General features: G+C 57.9%; 20 protein-coding genes and 1 pseudogene. 8 read left to right on the plus strand and 13 right to left on the minus strand.

Annotated elements, in window-relative coordinates; translation table 11 throughout:
- A pseudogene (locus DBR24_RS19050) lies at positions 1–118 on the plus strand (undecaprenyl-diphosphatase); the annotation flags it as partial.
- Here DBR24_RS19050 and DBR24_RS19055 read toward each other — a convergent pair.
- Together DBR24_RS19055 and dusA are read right to left on the minus strand one after the other, a co-directional pair.
- Positions 119–490 carry a DUF2388 domain-containing protein gene (locus tag DBR24_RS19055; RefSeq protein ID WP_128615505.1) on the minus strand — a complete coding sequence of 124 codons (372 nt, stop codon included), beginning with the start codon at positions 488–490 and terminating at the stop codon, positions 119–121.
- Between the two features lie 76 nt (positions 491–566).
- Complete coding sequence (gene dusA / locus DBR24_RS19060) at positions 567–1,577, minus strand: tRNA dihydrouridine(20/20a) synthase DusA (protein WP_128615506.1); 1,011 nt, start codon at positions 1,575–1,577, stop codon at positions 567–569.
- A 102-nt stretch (positions 1,578–1,679) separates the two neighbouring features.
- Here dusA and DBR24_RS19065 point away from each other — a divergent pair, with 102 nt between their 5' ends.
- Positions 1,680–2,804 (plus strand): site-specific integrase, encoded by a 1,125-nt coding sequence (locus DBR24_RS19065; RefSeq protein ID WP_128615548.1) that lies wholly within the window; start codon positions 1,680–1,682, stop codon positions 2,802–2,804.
- Between the two features lies 1 nt (position 2,805).
- Here the strand turns inward: DBR24_RS19065 and DBR24_RS19070 are convergent, their stop codons facing one another.
- From DBR24_RS19070 to DBR24_RS19105, 8 genes are all read right to left on the minus strand, one after another.
- On the minus strand, positions 2,806–3,081 hold the full coding sequence (locus tag DBR24_RS19070) for a pyocin activator PrtN family protein (protein WP_128615507.1): 276 nt from the start codon (positions 3,079–3,081) through the stop codon (positions 2,806–2,808).
- A complete protein-coding gene (locus tag DBR24_RS19075; RefSeq protein WP_128615508.1) occupies positions 3,078–3,374 on the minus strand; it encodes a hypothetical protein in 297 nt (98 codons plus the stop codon). Before DBR24_RS19075 ends, DBR24_RS19070 begins: the two co-directional genes overlap by 4 nt.
- Before the next feature lie 66 nt (positions 3,375–3,440).
- On the minus strand, positions 3,441–3,734 hold the full coding sequence (locus DBR24_RS19080; RefSeq protein ID WP_128615509.1) for a hypothetical protein: 294 nt from the start codon (positions 3,732–3,734) through the stop codon (positions 3,441–3,443).
- 16 nt (positions 3,735–3,750) lie between these two features.
- The gene (locus tag DBR24_RS19085; RefSeq protein ID WP_128615510.1) at positions 3,751–6,549 is read right to left on the minus strand and encodes a toprim domain-containing protein; all 2,799 of its coding nucleotides are present in this window, start codon (positions 6,547–6,549) and stop codon (positions 3,751–3,753) included.
- 2 nt (positions 6,550–6,551) lie between these two features.
- Complete coding sequence (locus DBR24_RS19090; protein WP_128615511.1) at positions 6,552–6,785, minus strand: hypothetical protein; 234 nt, start codon at positions 6,783–6,785, stop codon at positions 6,552–6,554.
- 75 nt (positions 6,786–6,860) lie between these two features.
- Complete coding sequence (locus DBR24_RS19095; RefSeq protein WP_064392759.1) at positions 6,861–7,226, minus strand: hypothetical protein; 366 nt, start codon at positions 7,224–7,226, stop codon at positions 6,861–6,863.
- The gene (locus tag DBR24_RS19100; RefSeq protein WP_128615512.1) at positions 7,223–7,696 is read right to left on the minus strand and encodes a YmfL family putative regulatory protein; all 474 of its coding nucleotides are present in this window, start codon (positions 7,694–7,696) and stop codon (positions 7,223–7,225) included. Before DBR24_RS19100 ends, DBR24_RS19095 begins: the two co-directional genes overlap by 4 nt.
- A 29-nt stretch (positions 7,697–7,725) precedes the next feature.
- Positions 7,726–7,926 carry a DNA-binding protein gene (locus DBR24_RS19105; protein WP_095050509.1) on the minus strand — a complete coding sequence of 67 codons (201 nt, stop codon included), beginning with the start codon at positions 7,924–7,926 and terminating at the stop codon, positions 7,726–7,728.
- 92 nt (positions 7,927–8,018) lie between these two features.
- On the opposite strand from DBR24_RS19105, the gene DBR24_RS19110 reads away from it, so the two are divergent.
- Positions 8,019–8,366, plus strand: coding sequence for a helix-turn-helix domain-containing protein (locus DBR24_RS19110; protein ID WP_177409285.1), 348 nt, complete (start codon positions 8,019–8,021; stop codon positions 8,364–8,366).
- Between the two features lie 102 nt (positions 8,367–8,468).
- Positions 8,469–8,654, plus strand: coding sequence for a hypothetical protein (locus DBR24_RS19115; protein WP_095050511.1), 186 nt, complete (start codon positions 8,469–8,471; stop codon positions 8,652–8,654).
- Positions 8,655–8,709: 55 nt separating this feature from the next.
- Here the strand turns inward: DBR24_RS19115 and DBR24_RS19120 are convergent, their stop codons facing one another.
- The 3 genes from DBR24_RS19120 to DBR24_RS19130 form a co-directional block, all read right to left on the minus strand.
- Positions 8,710–8,967: an ogr/Delta-like zinc finger family protein gene (locus tag DBR24_RS19120; protein WP_128615513.1), complete on the minus strand. Its 258-nt coding sequence runs from the start codon at positions 8,965–8,967 to the stop codon at positions 8,710–8,712.
- 75 nt (positions 8,968–9,042) lie between these two features.
- A complete protein-coding gene (locus DBR24_RS19125; RefSeq protein WP_177490622.1) occupies positions 9,043–9,912 on the minus strand; it encodes a phage portal protein in 870 nt (289 codons plus the stop codon).
- Positions 9,824–11,866 carry a terminase large subunit domain-containing protein gene (locus DBR24_RS19130; protein WP_128615514.1) on the minus strand — a complete coding sequence of 681 codons (2,043 nt, stop codon included), beginning with the start codon at positions 11,864–11,866 and terminating at the stop codon, positions 9,824–9,826. The genes DBR24_RS19125 and DBR24_RS19130 overlap by 89 nt, the downstream gene beginning before the upstream one ends.
- 162 nt (positions 11,867–12,028) lie before the next feature.
- Here DBR24_RS19130 and DBR24_RS19135 point away from each other — a divergent pair, with 162 nt between their 5' ends.
- The 4 genes from DBR24_RS19135 to DBR24_RS19150 all read left to right on the plus strand — a co-directional run.
- A complete protein-coding gene (locus tag DBR24_RS19135; RefSeq protein WP_128615515.1) occupies positions 12,029–12,952 on the plus strand; it encodes a GPO family capsid scaffolding protein in 924 nt (307 codons plus the stop codon).
- A 1-nt stretch (position 12,953) separates the two neighbouring features.
- Positions 12,954–13,973: a phage major capsid protein, P2 family gene (locus DBR24_RS19140; RefSeq protein WP_128615516.1), complete on the plus strand. Its 1,020-nt coding sequence runs from the start codon at positions 12,954–12,956 to the stop codon at positions 13,971–13,973.
- A complete protein-coding gene (gene gpM / locus DBR24_RS19145) occupies positions 13,970–14,692 on the plus strand; it encodes a phage terminase small subunit (protein WP_128615517.1) in 723 nt (240 codons plus the stop codon). The genes DBR24_RS19140 and gpM overlap by 4 nt, the downstream gene beginning before the upstream one ends.
- A gap of 98 nt (positions 14,693–14,790) precedes the next feature.
- On the plus strand, positions 14,791–15,125 hold a 335-nt coding region (locus tag DBR24_RS19150; RefSeq protein WP_256591649.1), incomplete at its 3' end, for a head completion/stabilization protein.

A 15,125-nucleotide genomic window follows, 5' to 3' on the forward strand; every position in this document is an offset into this window, starting at 1 on the left:
GTTTATTGCCAACCACAGCTACGCCGCGTTCGCCTGGTACCGGATCGCGTTTGGTTTGTTGATTCTGGCAACGTGGCTGTTTGGCTGGGTCAACTGGACCGCCGCAGCGGCCGCCTGATCACTGAGCGCTGATCAACGCCGCAACGGCGAGATCGTTTAACGTCGAATCCGACGACTTCTGGCGAAAGCGCTGCAAGGCCGAGGTGAAATACGCGGCCTGCAGCATGCCGTCGCTGGCGAGGTACAGACGTGCGTCTTCCTGTTCTGCAGCAGAGTAAACACGCTTGTGACTGTCAGTCGTTTCCTGGCTAGCCGAAAAAGGCGCGAGGACTAGAGACAACAGAGTGAAGCCGGACAACTGCGTGGCCTCCCACGGTGTATCGGTGCTCCCGATGCAGAGACCGTCGCAGTGCGCATAAACGTTCGAGGTGACACTTAACAAGGAGAGGAGGGTGAAACGCTGGAAACCAGAGAAATTGAACGCGGGCATAAACAAAAGACATCCTGTCAGTACAACAAAACAGCGGGCAACGCTCATTCGTCGCCCGCGCACTCAAACCATCAAATCAACGACCTTCAAGCAACTCAGCCGCCTGATCCAGCAACGCCAGCGGATCCTTGGCCTTGTGAATATCCACCGACAACAACTGACGGAATTTCCGCGCCCCCGGGAACCCCGTGCCCAGGCCCAGCACATGCCGCGTGATGTGATGCATCGCCCCACCGGCCTGCAAATGTTCGGCAATATAAGGCCGCAACTGCGCCAACGCCTCAGCCCGGCTGATCACCGGCGCCGAACTGCCAAACAACTGCTGATCCACCTCCGCCAGCAAATACGGATTGTGATAAGCCTCACGCCCCAACATCACACCGTCAAAGGTCTGCAAATGCTCATGGCAGGCCTCCATCGTCTTGATCCCGCCGTTCAACACAATCTCCAGCTCCGGGAAATCCGCCTTCAGCTGCGCCGCCACGTCATAGCGCAACGGCGGAATGTCACGATTCTCCTTCGGCGACAACCCTTCCAGAATCGCAATCCGCGCATGCACGGTGAAGCTGGTGCACCCGGCATCACGGACGGTGCCGACGAAATCACACAACTCCGCGTAACTGTCCCGACCGTTGATGCCGATGCGATGCTTCACCGTCACTGGAATCGACACCGCATCACGCATCGCCTTCACACAATCCGCCACCAGTTGCGGGTGACTCATCAGGCACGCGCCGATCATGTTGTTCTGCACACGATCGCTTGGGCAGCCGACGTTCAGGTTCACCTCATCGTAACCGTGCTCCTGGGCCATGCGGGCGCAGGCGGCCAAGTCCAACGGAACGCTACCGCCCAACTGCAGCGCGAGAGGGTGCTCGGCTTCGTTGTGACGGAGGAAACGTTCGTGATCGCCGTTGAGGAGAGCGCCGGTGGTGACCATTTCGGTGTAGAGCAGGGCGTTCTTCGATAGGAGGCGTAGGAAGAAACGGCAATGGCGGTCAGTCCAATCCATCATGGGCGCAACGGAGAACCTTCTAGACAGCGTAGAGCCGGTGTTTGTTGGGTATGTAGCTGATTTATGTACCATTTTGCTCTACGTGTTCTAGGCCGATTTCAGGGGGTAAATAGGCGTTTTCTGAGGTCGGTTGGTACAATGTACCAATCACTTTTCCAATTGTACCAGTTGACTATGGCCACGATCAGAGCACGGAAACGCACCGACGGCAGCACCAGTTACACGGCACAGATACGCCTGTTTCGCGATGGGGTGCAAGTTTACCAAGAGAGTCAGACCTTCGCCCGAAAACAGGCCGCACAGGCTTGGGTGCGTAAAAGAGAAACCGAGCTGGACGAACCAGGTGCGATCGAGCGGGCGAACCGACCTGGTGCGACGATCAAGGAAATGATCGATCGTTACTTGGCTGAAATGACCAAGGCGCGCCCTCTAGGGAAAACGAAGCTCGGTACGTTGAAGGCGATTAGCGAGTGCTACCTGGGAAAGTTGAACGACAGAGATATAAGCAGCCAGCACCTGGTCGAGTATGCGTTATGGCGCATGGGCAAGGAGGGTGGGGGCGTTCAGCCTCAGACCGCTGGCAACGATCTCGCACACTTGGGCGCGGTTCTCTCGATCGCTCGACCCGCTTGGGGTTATGAGGTGGATCCGCATGCAATGGTGGACGCGCGCCGAGTATTAAAAAAGCTCGGTTACAACATGAAAAGCCGCGAACGCGATCGCCGGCCCACCCTAGACGAGCTCGACAAGCTGCTTACACACTTCCGGGATGTCCAAACTCGTCGTCCAACTTCTATCAACATGCTTAAGCTGACGGGTTTCGCGTTGTTTTCCACGCGTAGGCAAGAAGAGATCACTCGGATCCTATGGGATGACTTGGACGAAGCTGGCCAGCGGGTGCTGGTTCGTGACATGAAGAATCCAGGCCAGAAGATCGGTAACGACGTCTGGTGTCATTTGCCGCCAGAAGCATGGGCGATACTTCAGACCATGCCTAAAGTATTGCCTGAGATTTTTCCTTACAGCGCTGAATCCGTGTCCACGTCCTGGACAAGGGCCTGCAAAATCCTGGGCATCGCAGACCTGCACTTTCACGATCTGCGCCATGAAGGCGTCAGCCGGCTTTTCGAAATGGACTGGGATATTCCGCGAGTGGCGAGTGTGTCGGGACATCGAGATTGGAACTCGATGCGCCGTTATACCCACCTGCGCGGGCGAGGGGATGTTTATGCAACTTGGGAGTGGTTAGAGCGCATCCTGCAGGCGCCCGTAAAGTTGGGCGCCAAAACGTTGAGGTGAGTTAGCTGCTGCGCGGCGCGCTATTCAGTTGGTTACGTTCTTTTACTGCTGCAGCGCGCTGCTCATCCAGGTAAGCCGACAGGTCTGCAATATGAATACCTTTCGCGCTTTTCTGACTCGGCTCCATGCGAGTGATAGGGAGCTTTATCTGGCCGGCCCCCACTTTGCGTTGGAACATGTCTGTTGTCAGGTGCGTGAAATAATCCTGACACACTCGATCCAGCGGAATTACCACTTGGCCATTGTATTGAGCCATCAGTACAAACAACGTTTTCATAGTGCGATTCCTTCGAGTGAGTAAGGTCGATCAATTGGGGTTAGGTTGGCTGTTGAGCTGCCAGCCAGTAGTTGAGCGACGACAGCGAACTCTGCCGCGTCGATGTCGCCCAACTCCTTGGCGAAAGTGGTAAGGCATTCGAGACGGATCCGCGCTACCTCGGTTTTCCGCACCTGGTAATCAAACAGTGCTGTACCGACGATTCTGATAGCCATCAGATGCCGAGCACGCGGGTCACCGTTGATGAGTGTGTTAGCCTTCGAATCACTGCTGCTTTGGTGCTGTACTTCCATGGTGTTGCCCTCGGTGGTGGTTGATGTCGGGGAGGTGCAACTCCTCGACATCGCTTCTATATTCCGTCAGTCCTGGCGGGCCAGGTGAATGATCAGGTCGGCGTACTTCGGATCTTCCTCAGTGCAGGACTGCCATTCGATTACGCTCAAAATCTGCTGTGGGCTGCACGCGTCCACCAGGATTTCACGTTGGCCACCTGCGGCACGAACCTCAAGAATCTGCAGCAGTCCGTCCACCCCATAAGCACCGGCCTGAATGACCGGCTGGCTTACGCCGATCCCTTCCAACCGGTTCTGGATCTCCTGCAGCTTGCTTGTGTTGCCGTCGCCGGCATTGCCCATAAAGATTTGGATTTGCATCGGTGTAGCCTCCTTTTCACGCTTTGAAGATCCAGCACTTGACCGTGGTAGGGCGACTCGGCGCCAAGGGTGTCCTGCTGTTCATGGCTGCGCGGACTGCGCTATGTACGGCCTTGTTTGCTTCCAGAAACTTGTGCGAGCGGGACTCTTTCAGTAGGTCACGCAGGGTGGCCACGTCCGCCAGTTTCTGTTTGTGTTCAGCAGCTCTTTCGCTGAATTCGTTGAGGTTGATCGCGATGACGCTCGGGTCACTGCTGTGATCAACCAATGGGTCATCGTTGAGAGATTCGAGGTAGTCGTAGACCTCCCAGAATTCAGCAACGGCCGGGTGGTCGGAGCTGATTGAAGCCTGGCGCTCAATCGCCATGCGGACGATTTGGCGTTGGGTAGCGGCTATTTGAGGCTCATCCAGTTTCAGAATCAGGCGCAGTGCATCGAGTAGCGAAAGCAACTGAGCGTGGTTCTTGCTGATGCGCTCAACGCGGATGAAGCCCCGCAGGTCATAACCACAACTGGTGCAGTTGCCCTGGTCGCTGACATAGGCCGTACTGCAGGCAAAACAATGCGTGTGCAGGCGGCGCAGCTTCGCTTCGTGTTCTGGCATGCGCTGAGCGAACAGATCCAGTACCGCGGATTCCTTACCCACGGCGCGCAACAGGAAGTGGCTGAGGATGCCGCCGTCCAGTGCGTTCAACTGGTCAGCAGCCGCACGGCTTTCTGGGGTGACCGTCGGGCGTACAAAATGCAGCTTGACGATGCGCGTCATGATCGCTTCGTGAGCCACCACGGCGGCGTTCTGGCTGATGGCGATCGTTCCGCGAAAGGGCGGTTCGTACGTTTCGTTGCCCGCCGTCTTGACGCCTTTGGTGGCCAACGTGCCGCCGCCGTAGAAGTCTTTCAGCTCATCCCATTCGAAGGTTTTTGCGTGCGCCCGATCGTCGCTATGGCGATCGGCTTCAAGAAACACGACCGGCATCCCGGAGACCTGGCCCATCAGGCGCGAGCGTCCGGCTTTGGTCGATTTCATCGGGTCGAAGCCTTCATAGCCTTCGCGTCCGAGCAGCTTCCACAGCAGGTTGAGTAGTGTGGTTTTGCCGGCACCGGCTTCACCGGTGGCTTCCAGAAACGGGAAGGACTGGTAACGCGCGCGGATCTGTTCGCAGAACAACGAGCCGAAAAAGAACACCAGCGCGACAAAACCCTGGGCGCCGAAGCAGGTCCACAGCAACCGCACCCACTGCTCGTTGAAGTCTTTTCCGTCCCGCTGCAGTTTGATGGGGACGCCTTTCTGCAGGGTTTTCAGGCGCAGCTTGCCGAACTCGAAATAGTCTTCGCTGTTGACCTTGTAGGTGGTGCCGTCCTTGATTGCGATATCGCCGTAGACGTAGCAGGCGTATTCCTTGCTGTAGCCCACGTAGTCGATGGTCGACACGGTCTTGATGCCGAACAGTTGGTCCTTCATCAGCTTGTCGAGCTGCTGACCGCTGCCCGTGAACATGGCGCCGGCGGCCATGCCGAGCAGGCGCTTTTTGAATTCACTGGCCGCGGACAGCTGGCCGCTGGTGAAAGTGTTTTTTACGCTTTCGGAGTCGTGGGGGAAGTCCACGCGTAGGTAATACCAGGACTCGTCGGTGACTTCGTTGCGCTGAAAGTACAAGGCTTGCGGGTAGCAGTTGGCAATCTCCACGACGCTACCGGACTGCTGCAGTGCCTTCTCGCGCTGTTGCGCCTGGTTGAGCAGCTGGTCGTCGTGGTTCTCGCTGTCCTCGATGTCGGACATGGCCCGGTTGAATTTCTCCATGTCCAGCTTGAACCAGTACAGACGGTTGCCAAAACCCAGGTGAAATTCCCCGCGCTTGTTCCAGTCGTACATGAGCAGGGCTTTTTCCGCTGCGCTTTCTGCCAGCAGCAGGGCGCCCTGGTGCCGGGCCTGTTTGAGGTCCGTTGCGATCTGTTCGGCGCGCTTGGTCTCGTCCTGAATAAAATTCCAGCGCTGGTGCAGGTCGTTCCAATCAGACTTGCGGCCGTCACGTTGCGGGATCTGTGCTGACTCGCAGACGAAACCCAGGGCACGGGCTTCGCGGACCCAGCGCCGGGTGTAGGCGTTGGCGCTCGGTTCGTTGTCCAGCGCCCAGACCAACTTGGGCAGCTTGCTGCCCTCACGGGTTTTGATCAGGGCCTTGAGCGAGTCCCCAGGGAACGCATTGGACGACATGGCCGATACGGCCGCGATGTCGTTGTGCACCAGAGCGATGGCGTCAAAGATCCCTTCGACAATCCAGATTTCCTTGACCTCAAGCAGGTCGACGCAAGGGGGGCACCACCAGACGCCGCGATAGCTATCCTTGGATTTGAAGCGTGCTTTCATCTTGCCGAAACGGTGCGGCTGATCGATCAAACGTTCCCACCAGCCGCCTTTTTCCAGCGCAAAGCGCACCGTGGCGCTGCCGGCGTTGTGTTCAGGCGAGTAGAAACTTTCTTGTGTGAACCAGCCTTGGATCAGTTCAAATCGAAAGCCCCGGGCGTACTCCAGATAAGCCCGTGCAGTGGCGTTGGGGTGCTGGTCCGTCGCCGGCGCACGCTTGCTCCAGTCCTCAAACAGATCGTCGTACAGCTCTTTTACGTGCAGGGTATGGCCGCACTTTTCCGGGCGACCACAGATCACCATCCATGGTGTATCGAATCGGGAATACAGCTCCTTTTTCTTGCACTTGGGGCAGGTGCCACCGCGCATGTAATCGGTGCCTACGCGGTGCTTCAGTCCGAAATCGAACTGGAGGCGTTGCAACAGGTCGTGGCGGAGATCTTCTTTCATGATTACTTCACTGCTTTGAGGCTGAGGGAGAGGGCGGCCATCAGGCGTTTCTGGGCGGCCATCACCGGAGTTCTTTCGAGGATCGAGCTGTGCCGTTTTTCTTGCGGGACATACCGGTACTCATCCGAGTACCAGTAGTCGTTGAGGCTCAAGCGGTACTGCTCACGCATCGCAGCCAGAAGTGCTTCAGCCTCTGCAGATGGCAGCTGGGTGGTCAGAATTACGGCGTTTCCCATCTTGAAACCTCGATTTCGGGCGCAGCTCACCCAAACCCACGGAGTGCGGGGCAGGCGTTTGTGTGAGGGTTGGTGTTACGAGTTGGCTAAGCGAAAGCGGCCAAGGTCCGGCGCGTTGATGATTCGCTCATAGATGAGGCTGACCGGTACGGCCCATTGTCGGCCGGTGACCGGATCAACGATCACGGTGTGCGTCGACGTGCTGCTCTGGATGTTCAGGCGTTGCCGATCGCGAACAGCGACCATGGTGGTGCCTGCCAGGTGAACGATTTTTTCAGCGACCTGCGTTTGCACGTCGTAGTCTGCAACCAGGTGTTGAACAGCCCGGCTGAACAGTTGTTGATCGTCGCTCAGGTGTTCGCAGTGGTGACGTTCAAGAAACGCCAGCGCGGCGCTCTGCAGGACATCCTGGTATTCCGGTACTGCAGACAAATTGTTCATTGAGCCTTTCCTGCGCGGTAGAGAGCGATGGCAGCCAGCACTTCAGCGTGCCTTGCTGCTACGTGGAGGTTATGCGCGTCCATGATGAATTCGGCTTCTTCATCACTGATCGAACCGTCTTCAAGAGCAGCGGCAATTGCTTGATCAACACACCCTCGCTTTGCAGAAACCTGCACAGAGCGTCTGTAAAGTTCGACATTGTCGAGCGTTCCAGGATCAGCCACTGGTACGAACAGTCCCCCATACATCGAGGCGACGTAGGTGGGGAAGTGCTGAGTTCCACAGTCCTGCTCGAGCATGAAAACTTGTAAGTCGCTGAGGGGACTGCAACCAGCATTTTCGTAGGCATGGTTGTCGAATTTTTTAAGCTTCAGACCCAAGCGCGCAGCAGCGGCTTCGCGTCCGCCGGCGTAACTGCGGATGATCTCGCTCATGACTTCTTTGCGAGTGTCTAGGATTGGACTTTTCAACTTCTACTTTTCCCTGTTGAGCGCCGCGATTACTGTTCAATTACGCCGTCTTTGATGCCTAGCAACACGGCGGCGCGATGTGCCTCCCCTCGGCGACCTTTGATCCGACCGTTCAAAAGGTCGCTGACCAAATTTTTGTTCAGCCCATGCTTGCGACTGAATTCCGCGATACTCAGTCCCTTTCGATCGAGAGCCGCCCGGGCTTGCTCGTGCGTAATGGTGGCGGGCATAGTGTTCCCTCTGTTCATTTGTGTTTGTTTGCGTTTGTCTGTGGTGATTCTTGGTCAAAAAAATGATCAAGTCAATGGTGGTGACTAAAAAAATGCTCATAGCGGATCGAGTAGGTGAACGCCTCAGGGAAGAGCGCGAGCGCTTGGGGTTAAATCAAACAGAGTTTGGAGTCCTACTTGGAGTCAGTAGGGGAACGCAAAAGAACTACGAACTGGGGGCCAGCTCCCTAGACCTTCGTTACGTCACGGCCCTGGAAGAGAAGGGGGTAGATGCGGCTTACGTGCTTACGGGACGTCATGCGACACCATTGGGCCAACTTTTTAGCCCCTCGGAAGAACAGATGATCATGCAATTCAGGTCGATCCCTGATGATGATCAGAAGGCGATTCGTCGTTTCCTTGAAGCGATGGCCGACGACGCCGCCCGGCACCGGTCTTAACTCGCAACAATCCCGCACAGTCATTGGGATATCTCTTATTCCAATGCAGTTGCGCACCCCCCATAAAGTCCATTCAGCAATGCACTTTATGGAGTAGTTAGCATGTTGGATCGCAAGAAGAACGATCACATCAACCTCGAATACGCCGGGTCGGAAACTACCGTACTCACGGACATTGAGCGTCGACTGATCGATCTGTATCGCCGGCTGAGCCGCATTGAACAGCAACAGGTTCGTCGCGTGGCCGAGATACTGGCAATCAACCCAAAGGAGAAAGTAGAGGGCTGACCGTCATTCCTTGAATGATCCCGATCGCCGGCGCCATAGCGTTGGCGGTTTGTAGCTACGCCACCGCCTGCGATCCCAACTGCTCGAAAAGCTCCTGCTGCTTCGCTCGGGGCATTTCCCGCAAGCGATCGATCAAGATCCGCTCGAATGTCTGCGATGACGGACTGAGCGTGTGCGAGAACGTCAGATTTGCCACCCATGTGTGCCCGCACTTTGCGTCCAGGCACTGGCAGTACAGTTTTACAAAGGCTCTGGTTACCTCTTCCCGCGAGGCAATTCGGCCCTTGTGTCCGCAATTGCATACAACTCTCATTGTGTCCCTCCCCAGGGGCAGCTGATCGCCACCATATTGCCACAATATGTAGTGGCTTTCTCTCCGTCTGGTTGTTCATGTAGTGGTATCCACTGCTTCAGGAATAGACCTCCAGCTAAAGCGCCTGTCTTCTCGCAGCTTTTCATTCAGTTGGTTGAACAACTGGCAGATCGGCCGGATCTCGTTGCTGGTGTACACGCGATCGATCTTTTCGATGTCTCCGAAACCACCGGTGTTTTCCGGAATGATGCCCGCCAGTGCCGGGTTCATGCGCCAAGCGGCGATAACGTCGTTTCGGGTGATGTTCTTCACCTTCTCCAGTTCGTCTTTCGCCTGGAAGTCACCCACGGGGATGATCTGGATCGCGTTTTCTTTGCCGTTGGGGATGTTGACGAACATCGAGCGGAAGTTGCCCACGCCCTTGCTGGCACTGATCTGCGCGCGCAGCTCGTCTTCGTCCTCTTCAGTCAGGTCGGGATCGTTGGTGTAGAAGATGTAACCGGCGTGCGCGCCGTTGCTGTAGTACCGACGGCGGAAGAGGGTGGCCGCCTCATTGAGCAGCAGCGCCTGCAGACCGCCCAAGTAGTCCGGGATCCCGTAGATGTTCTGTTCCACGTCGTAGTCCAGGACGTGGGAGATCTCGTGTTGTTCGAACTCCATTTCCTTGTTGTCGGGCAGCAGCATCACGAAACCGCCGTCGACCTTTACCCGCATGTTGATAGCCGGAAGGTGCTGCAGCTCCAGCACTTGGCCGAATGCATTGGTGTCGTTGTAGAAATACGATTCGCCAAACACCATGTAGTCCAGCCCGGCGCGGCCCATCGTCTCAGTGCTGCAGCCGGCCGATGGGATGAACTCACGCAACAGCAGGTTGCGTTTGAATTTTGGAATGGCGCCGTGGTGCGCGTTGGCGCGCAGTAGCTTGGCCAGACCAGCCCGTGACACCGGAGGTTTGTAGATCTTGCCGTCGTCGCTGGGGAACACCCCCACGTACTCGCCAATATTGCCGGACAGCACCTGTTCCGGTTCCCCGAACGTAAATGAGCGCATCGGCTGCTGCGGTGGTTGGGCTACGTGGTGCTTTCTGCGTTTGCGGTTGGCCATGGCTGCTCTGGTTACTCGTGACGTAGCGGCTGCGACGCCGCTTGTTGGTGTTCAAAGGTTCGTTGGACAGGGCGTGCATCACCGCCCAGGCAATGTCGGCGTGACCGGTGGCTTCGGTACGCGATGCGCTGTAGGTGATCTGGCCACTGTTGGTGGCGCCGCGCTTGATGGTCAGGAATGCCTGGGCGATATCGGTCCAGCCGGCGTCCCACTCGATGCGACTGCCCTGGATCGTGTCCTGGGCTTTGAGCACCAGTGCGTTTTTCGCCTCAAGGCTGTAGTGAATCGGTGTCGCCTTGGCGTAGAAGTCGCGCACCAGATCGAACACGCCGTAACCCACGCCGGTGACGTCAATGCCGATGTGCTGGACGTTGAAGCGCTCGGTCAGCTTCTTGACCTGTGCAGCCTGGTAGGTGAACGAGTGGCCACGCCAGCTGTGCTTCTCCAGAATCCGGAACTTCGCCCCGGGTTCGAGTGGCGGCGCTATGACCACGCAGGTGGCGTCGTCGCGGGTGCGGCTTGGGTCGTAGCCCAGCCACACGGGGCTGTTGCCGAACGGTCGATCCAGCTCCGCGTTGTAGTCCTCCCACAACGACAGATCCGAGTAACAGCGCTCAAGATCCTTGAGGCTGAATGCGCTTTGGGTGCTGTCGATGAACTTGCAGTAGAACAGCTGCTGAAATTTGTCTTCGTCGTATTCCAGCTGCAGCTGCTCCAAGTCGAACAGATCGCAGCCGCCGGCGATCGCATCGTCCAGGGTGATCGTCTTGCGCCACTGGCCGTCCGGACACAACGCACCCTGCGTGTAGGCCGCTTCGCTAGGCCACACACCGCCGGCCTTCTTGCCGCGTTTGCTGTTGCGAAACTCCTCACCTGACCAGAATGGGTACGCCTGGTGCGACACGGCGCTGGGCGTCGAAAAATATGTTTTGCGCCACTTCTTGTGTGTGCCCATGGCGCTGGCCACGGTGCTGAGTTTTTCGAAGTCGCGAATCCAGAAATATTCATCCACGTAGACGTGGCCGTGATAGCCCTGGGCGGTGCTGCTGTTGGTGCTGAGAAAGCGCAGTTCGGCGCCGTTGCTGAGCGTGATCGGGTTGCCCGTCAGCTCGATATCAAACCACTGCTTGGCGAATTGGATGATGTAACTGCGGAAGATCTCGGATTGCGATCGGCTGGCAGACAGGAAAACCTGGTTGTCACCGCTCAGCACGGCGTCCATGAACGCTTCGCCGGCGAAGTAGTACGTCAGGCCTACCTGTCGGCTTTTGAGGATGTTCCGGACGCGGCGCGTCAGCGGGTTCTGTTTCGCCTCGAACAGCTCTTTCTGATAGCCGTACATCTTCGAGATGAATTTATCGAGGAAGTCCACTTCGGTCAGGCCGCCGACGTCGTTCTTGGCCTTCTTTTCGCGCTTCTTGCCGCCGCCTTCGCCGCGTTCACGACGTTGACCAGGCTGGCGTTCGCGAGGCTCCCCCGGTGCGCCCGACGGCGCAGCCTGTGCAGGCTTGGCCGCAAGTTTTTTCAGCCGTTCAAGCAGGCCCGTCAGTCGCTCCAGTTCGTCCAGTTCGGCTTTCGTCAGCGGATCGATCTTTTCCAGGATCAGGGTTATTCGCCGGTTGACCGCGCTCAACGGTTCTTCATCCGTCAGCATCTCGTCCCAGCCGCCTTGGCGGATCCAGTAATAGACGATTCGGATGTTGGGCAGCTTCAAATGCGCCTGTATTTCCTTCACCGAACAGCGGCGCAGGTAGAGGCGTTTTGCGGCTTCTTTAACTTCGGTCGGGTAGTTCATGGGCCGCAGTCTATGCGGCGAAAACCCCGGAAACGCGGGGTTAAATGCTGCGATCCGCCTATCTCTCGAAAATAGGAGAACCCCGGATTTCAACCGTTTGTTTGGCGGTAAACGGCTCCCTATCGTGGCGGCTCATTCAACGATTGAGCGCAGTCACCACTCATGCCCCGTTCCCTTGTCTCCTACTGGAAACGTGTAGCCACCAGCGGCCCGACCGTCGATGGTCGCGAGATCCTTCCCCAGGAACTGCGCGACATCGCCGAGACCTACACCCCGGCCAAATACACCGCTGTGATCTGGTGTGACCACGAGCGCTGGCCTGGCTCCCACGGCACTGTGTTTGCCGTGCGCCTGGTGGAAGAGGGCGACGATCTGGAGCCGGGGCAAATTGCTTTGGAAGCCCAGTTGAAGCCAAACGATCGCCTGCTGTACCTCAACGACCAGGGCCAGAAGCTGTTCACCAGCATTGAAATCACCCCGAATTTCGCCGGCACCGGCAAGGCCTATTTGACCGGCCTCGCGGTGACCGACGAGCCGGCCAGCCTCGGCACTCAAGAGCTGTATTTCTCCAAGCGAACCAGCCGCGCCGCGTATTACGCCGCGTCGTTGGAACTCGGCCCACTGCGCGAAACCGAGCCGCAGGGCGAGATCGCCCGGCTCGTCACCATGTTCACCCGCTTGTTCAAGCGTTTCGGCATTGAAGACACGCCCACCGAAACCACTCCGAAAACCCCAACCGAGAGCAAACCCCCAATGGATGAAGCTACTGCAACGGCCCTCAAAGCCCTGCTGGCCCAGCTGCTGGTCGTCGCCGCTGGCATTCAGGCCGTGATCGAGCCTGCCGCTGAAGACGCACCAGAACCCGATCAGGCCCCGATCGACGACGTAACTGCGGCCGTAGACGATATCGTCACGACTGCAGAGGCTGAGCGCGAATTTCAGCGTACCGGTGGCGGTAACAAGGCCTTGCTGGCAGCGTTCACCACGCTGCAAAAAGAGTTCACCGCACTGAAAAACACCACCAATGGTCGTCAGCTGCCACGCTCCACCGGCGCCGCCGACAAATCCAAAGTGCGGGTGCTCTGACATGGCTCGTTCCCTGAGCGCCTACGGCGCCAAGATGTACGCCGAAATGCAGCTGGCGATCGCCGAGACCTACGGCGTCGCGCTGTCCAGCAAGATGTTTTCCGTTGAACCGTCGATCGCCCAGGAGCTGAACGACGCAATCACGGCAAAAGCGGACTTCCTGCAGCGCATCAACGTCATTCCGGTGACCGAGATCAAAGGCGAGAAGGTGTTTATCGGCGTGTCCGGCCCAGTCACGGGCCGCACCAACACCAAGACCACCGATCGCGAAGCGAAAGACGCTTCCGAGCTGGACAACTCCACCTACGAACTCTCGTCCACCGAGTCGGACGTGGGTCTGCCGTACGCAAAAATCGACGCCTGGGCCAAATTCCCGGACTTCCACCAGCGCTATTCCGCTGCAGTGCAAAAGCAGATCGCCCTCGATCGCATCATGGTGGGTTTCCACGGTGTGAAAGCGGCTGCGCAGACTGATATCGCTGCTTACCCGATGCTGCAGGACGTGAACAAAGGCTGGCTGCAGCAACTGCGCGAGCAAGCGCCGCAGCAGGTGCTCAAGGAAGGCAAAGCCGCCGGCAAAGTCACCTTGGGGCTGGACGGTGATTACGCCAACCTTGACGCCCTGGTGCATGACACCAAGCAAATGGTGGACGAGCGTCTGCGCGACGGTGGTGACCTGGTCGCGATCATCGGTTCCGACCTGTTGGCGGCCGATAAGGCGAAGTTGTACGCCAAGCAAGGCGACGTGCCGACCGAGAAAGAGCGCATCGAAGATGCCCAGGTGATCGCCACCTACGGCGGTTTGCCAAGCTTCAGCGTGCCGTTCTTCCCAGTCAACGCTGTGCTGGTCACCAGCTGGGACAACTTGTCGATCTACTTCCAGGACTCCAGCTGGCGCAAGCAAACCGTGGACAACCCGAAACGCTCCCGCGTCGAGGATTACAACAGCCGCAATGAAGGCTATGTGATCGAGCAGCTGGAGAAAATCGCGCTGACCGAGAACGTGGAGCTGGTGAAGTGAGCCTGGCTCTCGCACACAAGCGCCGCACTTTGGCTCAGGGAACCGCTGCAGTGATTGCTGCTGCAGCGGCACCGGCGGCGTATTCGCCGGCGGAAGCCCTGAGCAGCCCGGCCAACGCGAAAAAGCACCTGCTGCTGATGGAAGCCTCTCTGGATCAGGATCTGCAGCGCCTGAGCGATATCAAGGGTCTCGCCGGGCGTCAGGCACTCAAGCGCGAGGAACTGCTGCCCAAGTATCAGGACTTCATTCAGCGTTACATGGATTCGGGCCTGGTGATGCCGAACCGTGTCCTGGTGCAGGTGATGGTCTGGCTATTCGACACGGAGCAGTTCGAAGACGGCCTGGCGTTGGCGGACTTTGCGATCGGGCAGGGGCAGGAAATGCCCGAGCGGTTCAAGCGTCGCGACGTGCAAACCTTCGTTGCGGACGCCGTGATCGACTGGGCTTACGCCGAATACAACGCGCAGCGCAGCCCGGAGCCGTACCTGTCCGATTTGCTGCCGCGTGTCGACGGTGAGTGGGAGCTGACCGAGCAGATCCCGAGCAAGTACCACAAGTTGATCGGCATGCGCGCCATGGAGGCCGAGCAGTGGGAAACCGCGCTCCAGCACCTGGAACGTTCCACTGAGCTGTACGCGAAAGCAGGCAATGAGACGCGCATTGCGAAGTGCCGCAAGGCGATTGCCAAACAAATACCCGCCGTCACCGGCGCCCAATAACCGACTACCCCCCCCAGCGGGGAACTGTGGACGTGTGTCTGCCATTTATGGCCAGCCCCACGAAAAACAGTCTCCCCGCCCTATTTGAGCGGCCAGCAATGAGCTTTTCCGGGAACCCCACCACCTTTGTGGAACAGACGATTGAGAACGACGGCTTTTGGCCGAACCTCTCCGTGTCCGAGTTCCAGAAGGGCTACCGCTTGCCGGCGGAGTTCCTGGGCACGTTGCTGGTCGACGCCCTGAGTACTGCCATGGCCGAGGTCAATACAGACCTGGCCAAGCTCAAAAACCGCTGGCAGCTCCTCGGCATTGCCAACGTCGAAGCGGCCGGACAGTCGACGCCTGAAAGCGCACTGCGGGTCAGCTTGTACAAGCGCGCCGTGTATTGCCGCGCCAAGGCCAGCGCCTTGCCTCAATTTGCATCGGTTACCCG

This window comes from Pseudomonas sp. HMWF006 (assembly GCF_003061205.1).
Taxonomy (GTDB): domain Bacteria; phylum Pseudomonadota; class Gammaproteobacteria; order Pseudomonadales; family Pseudomonadaceae; genus Aquipseudomonas; species Aquipseudomonas monsensis.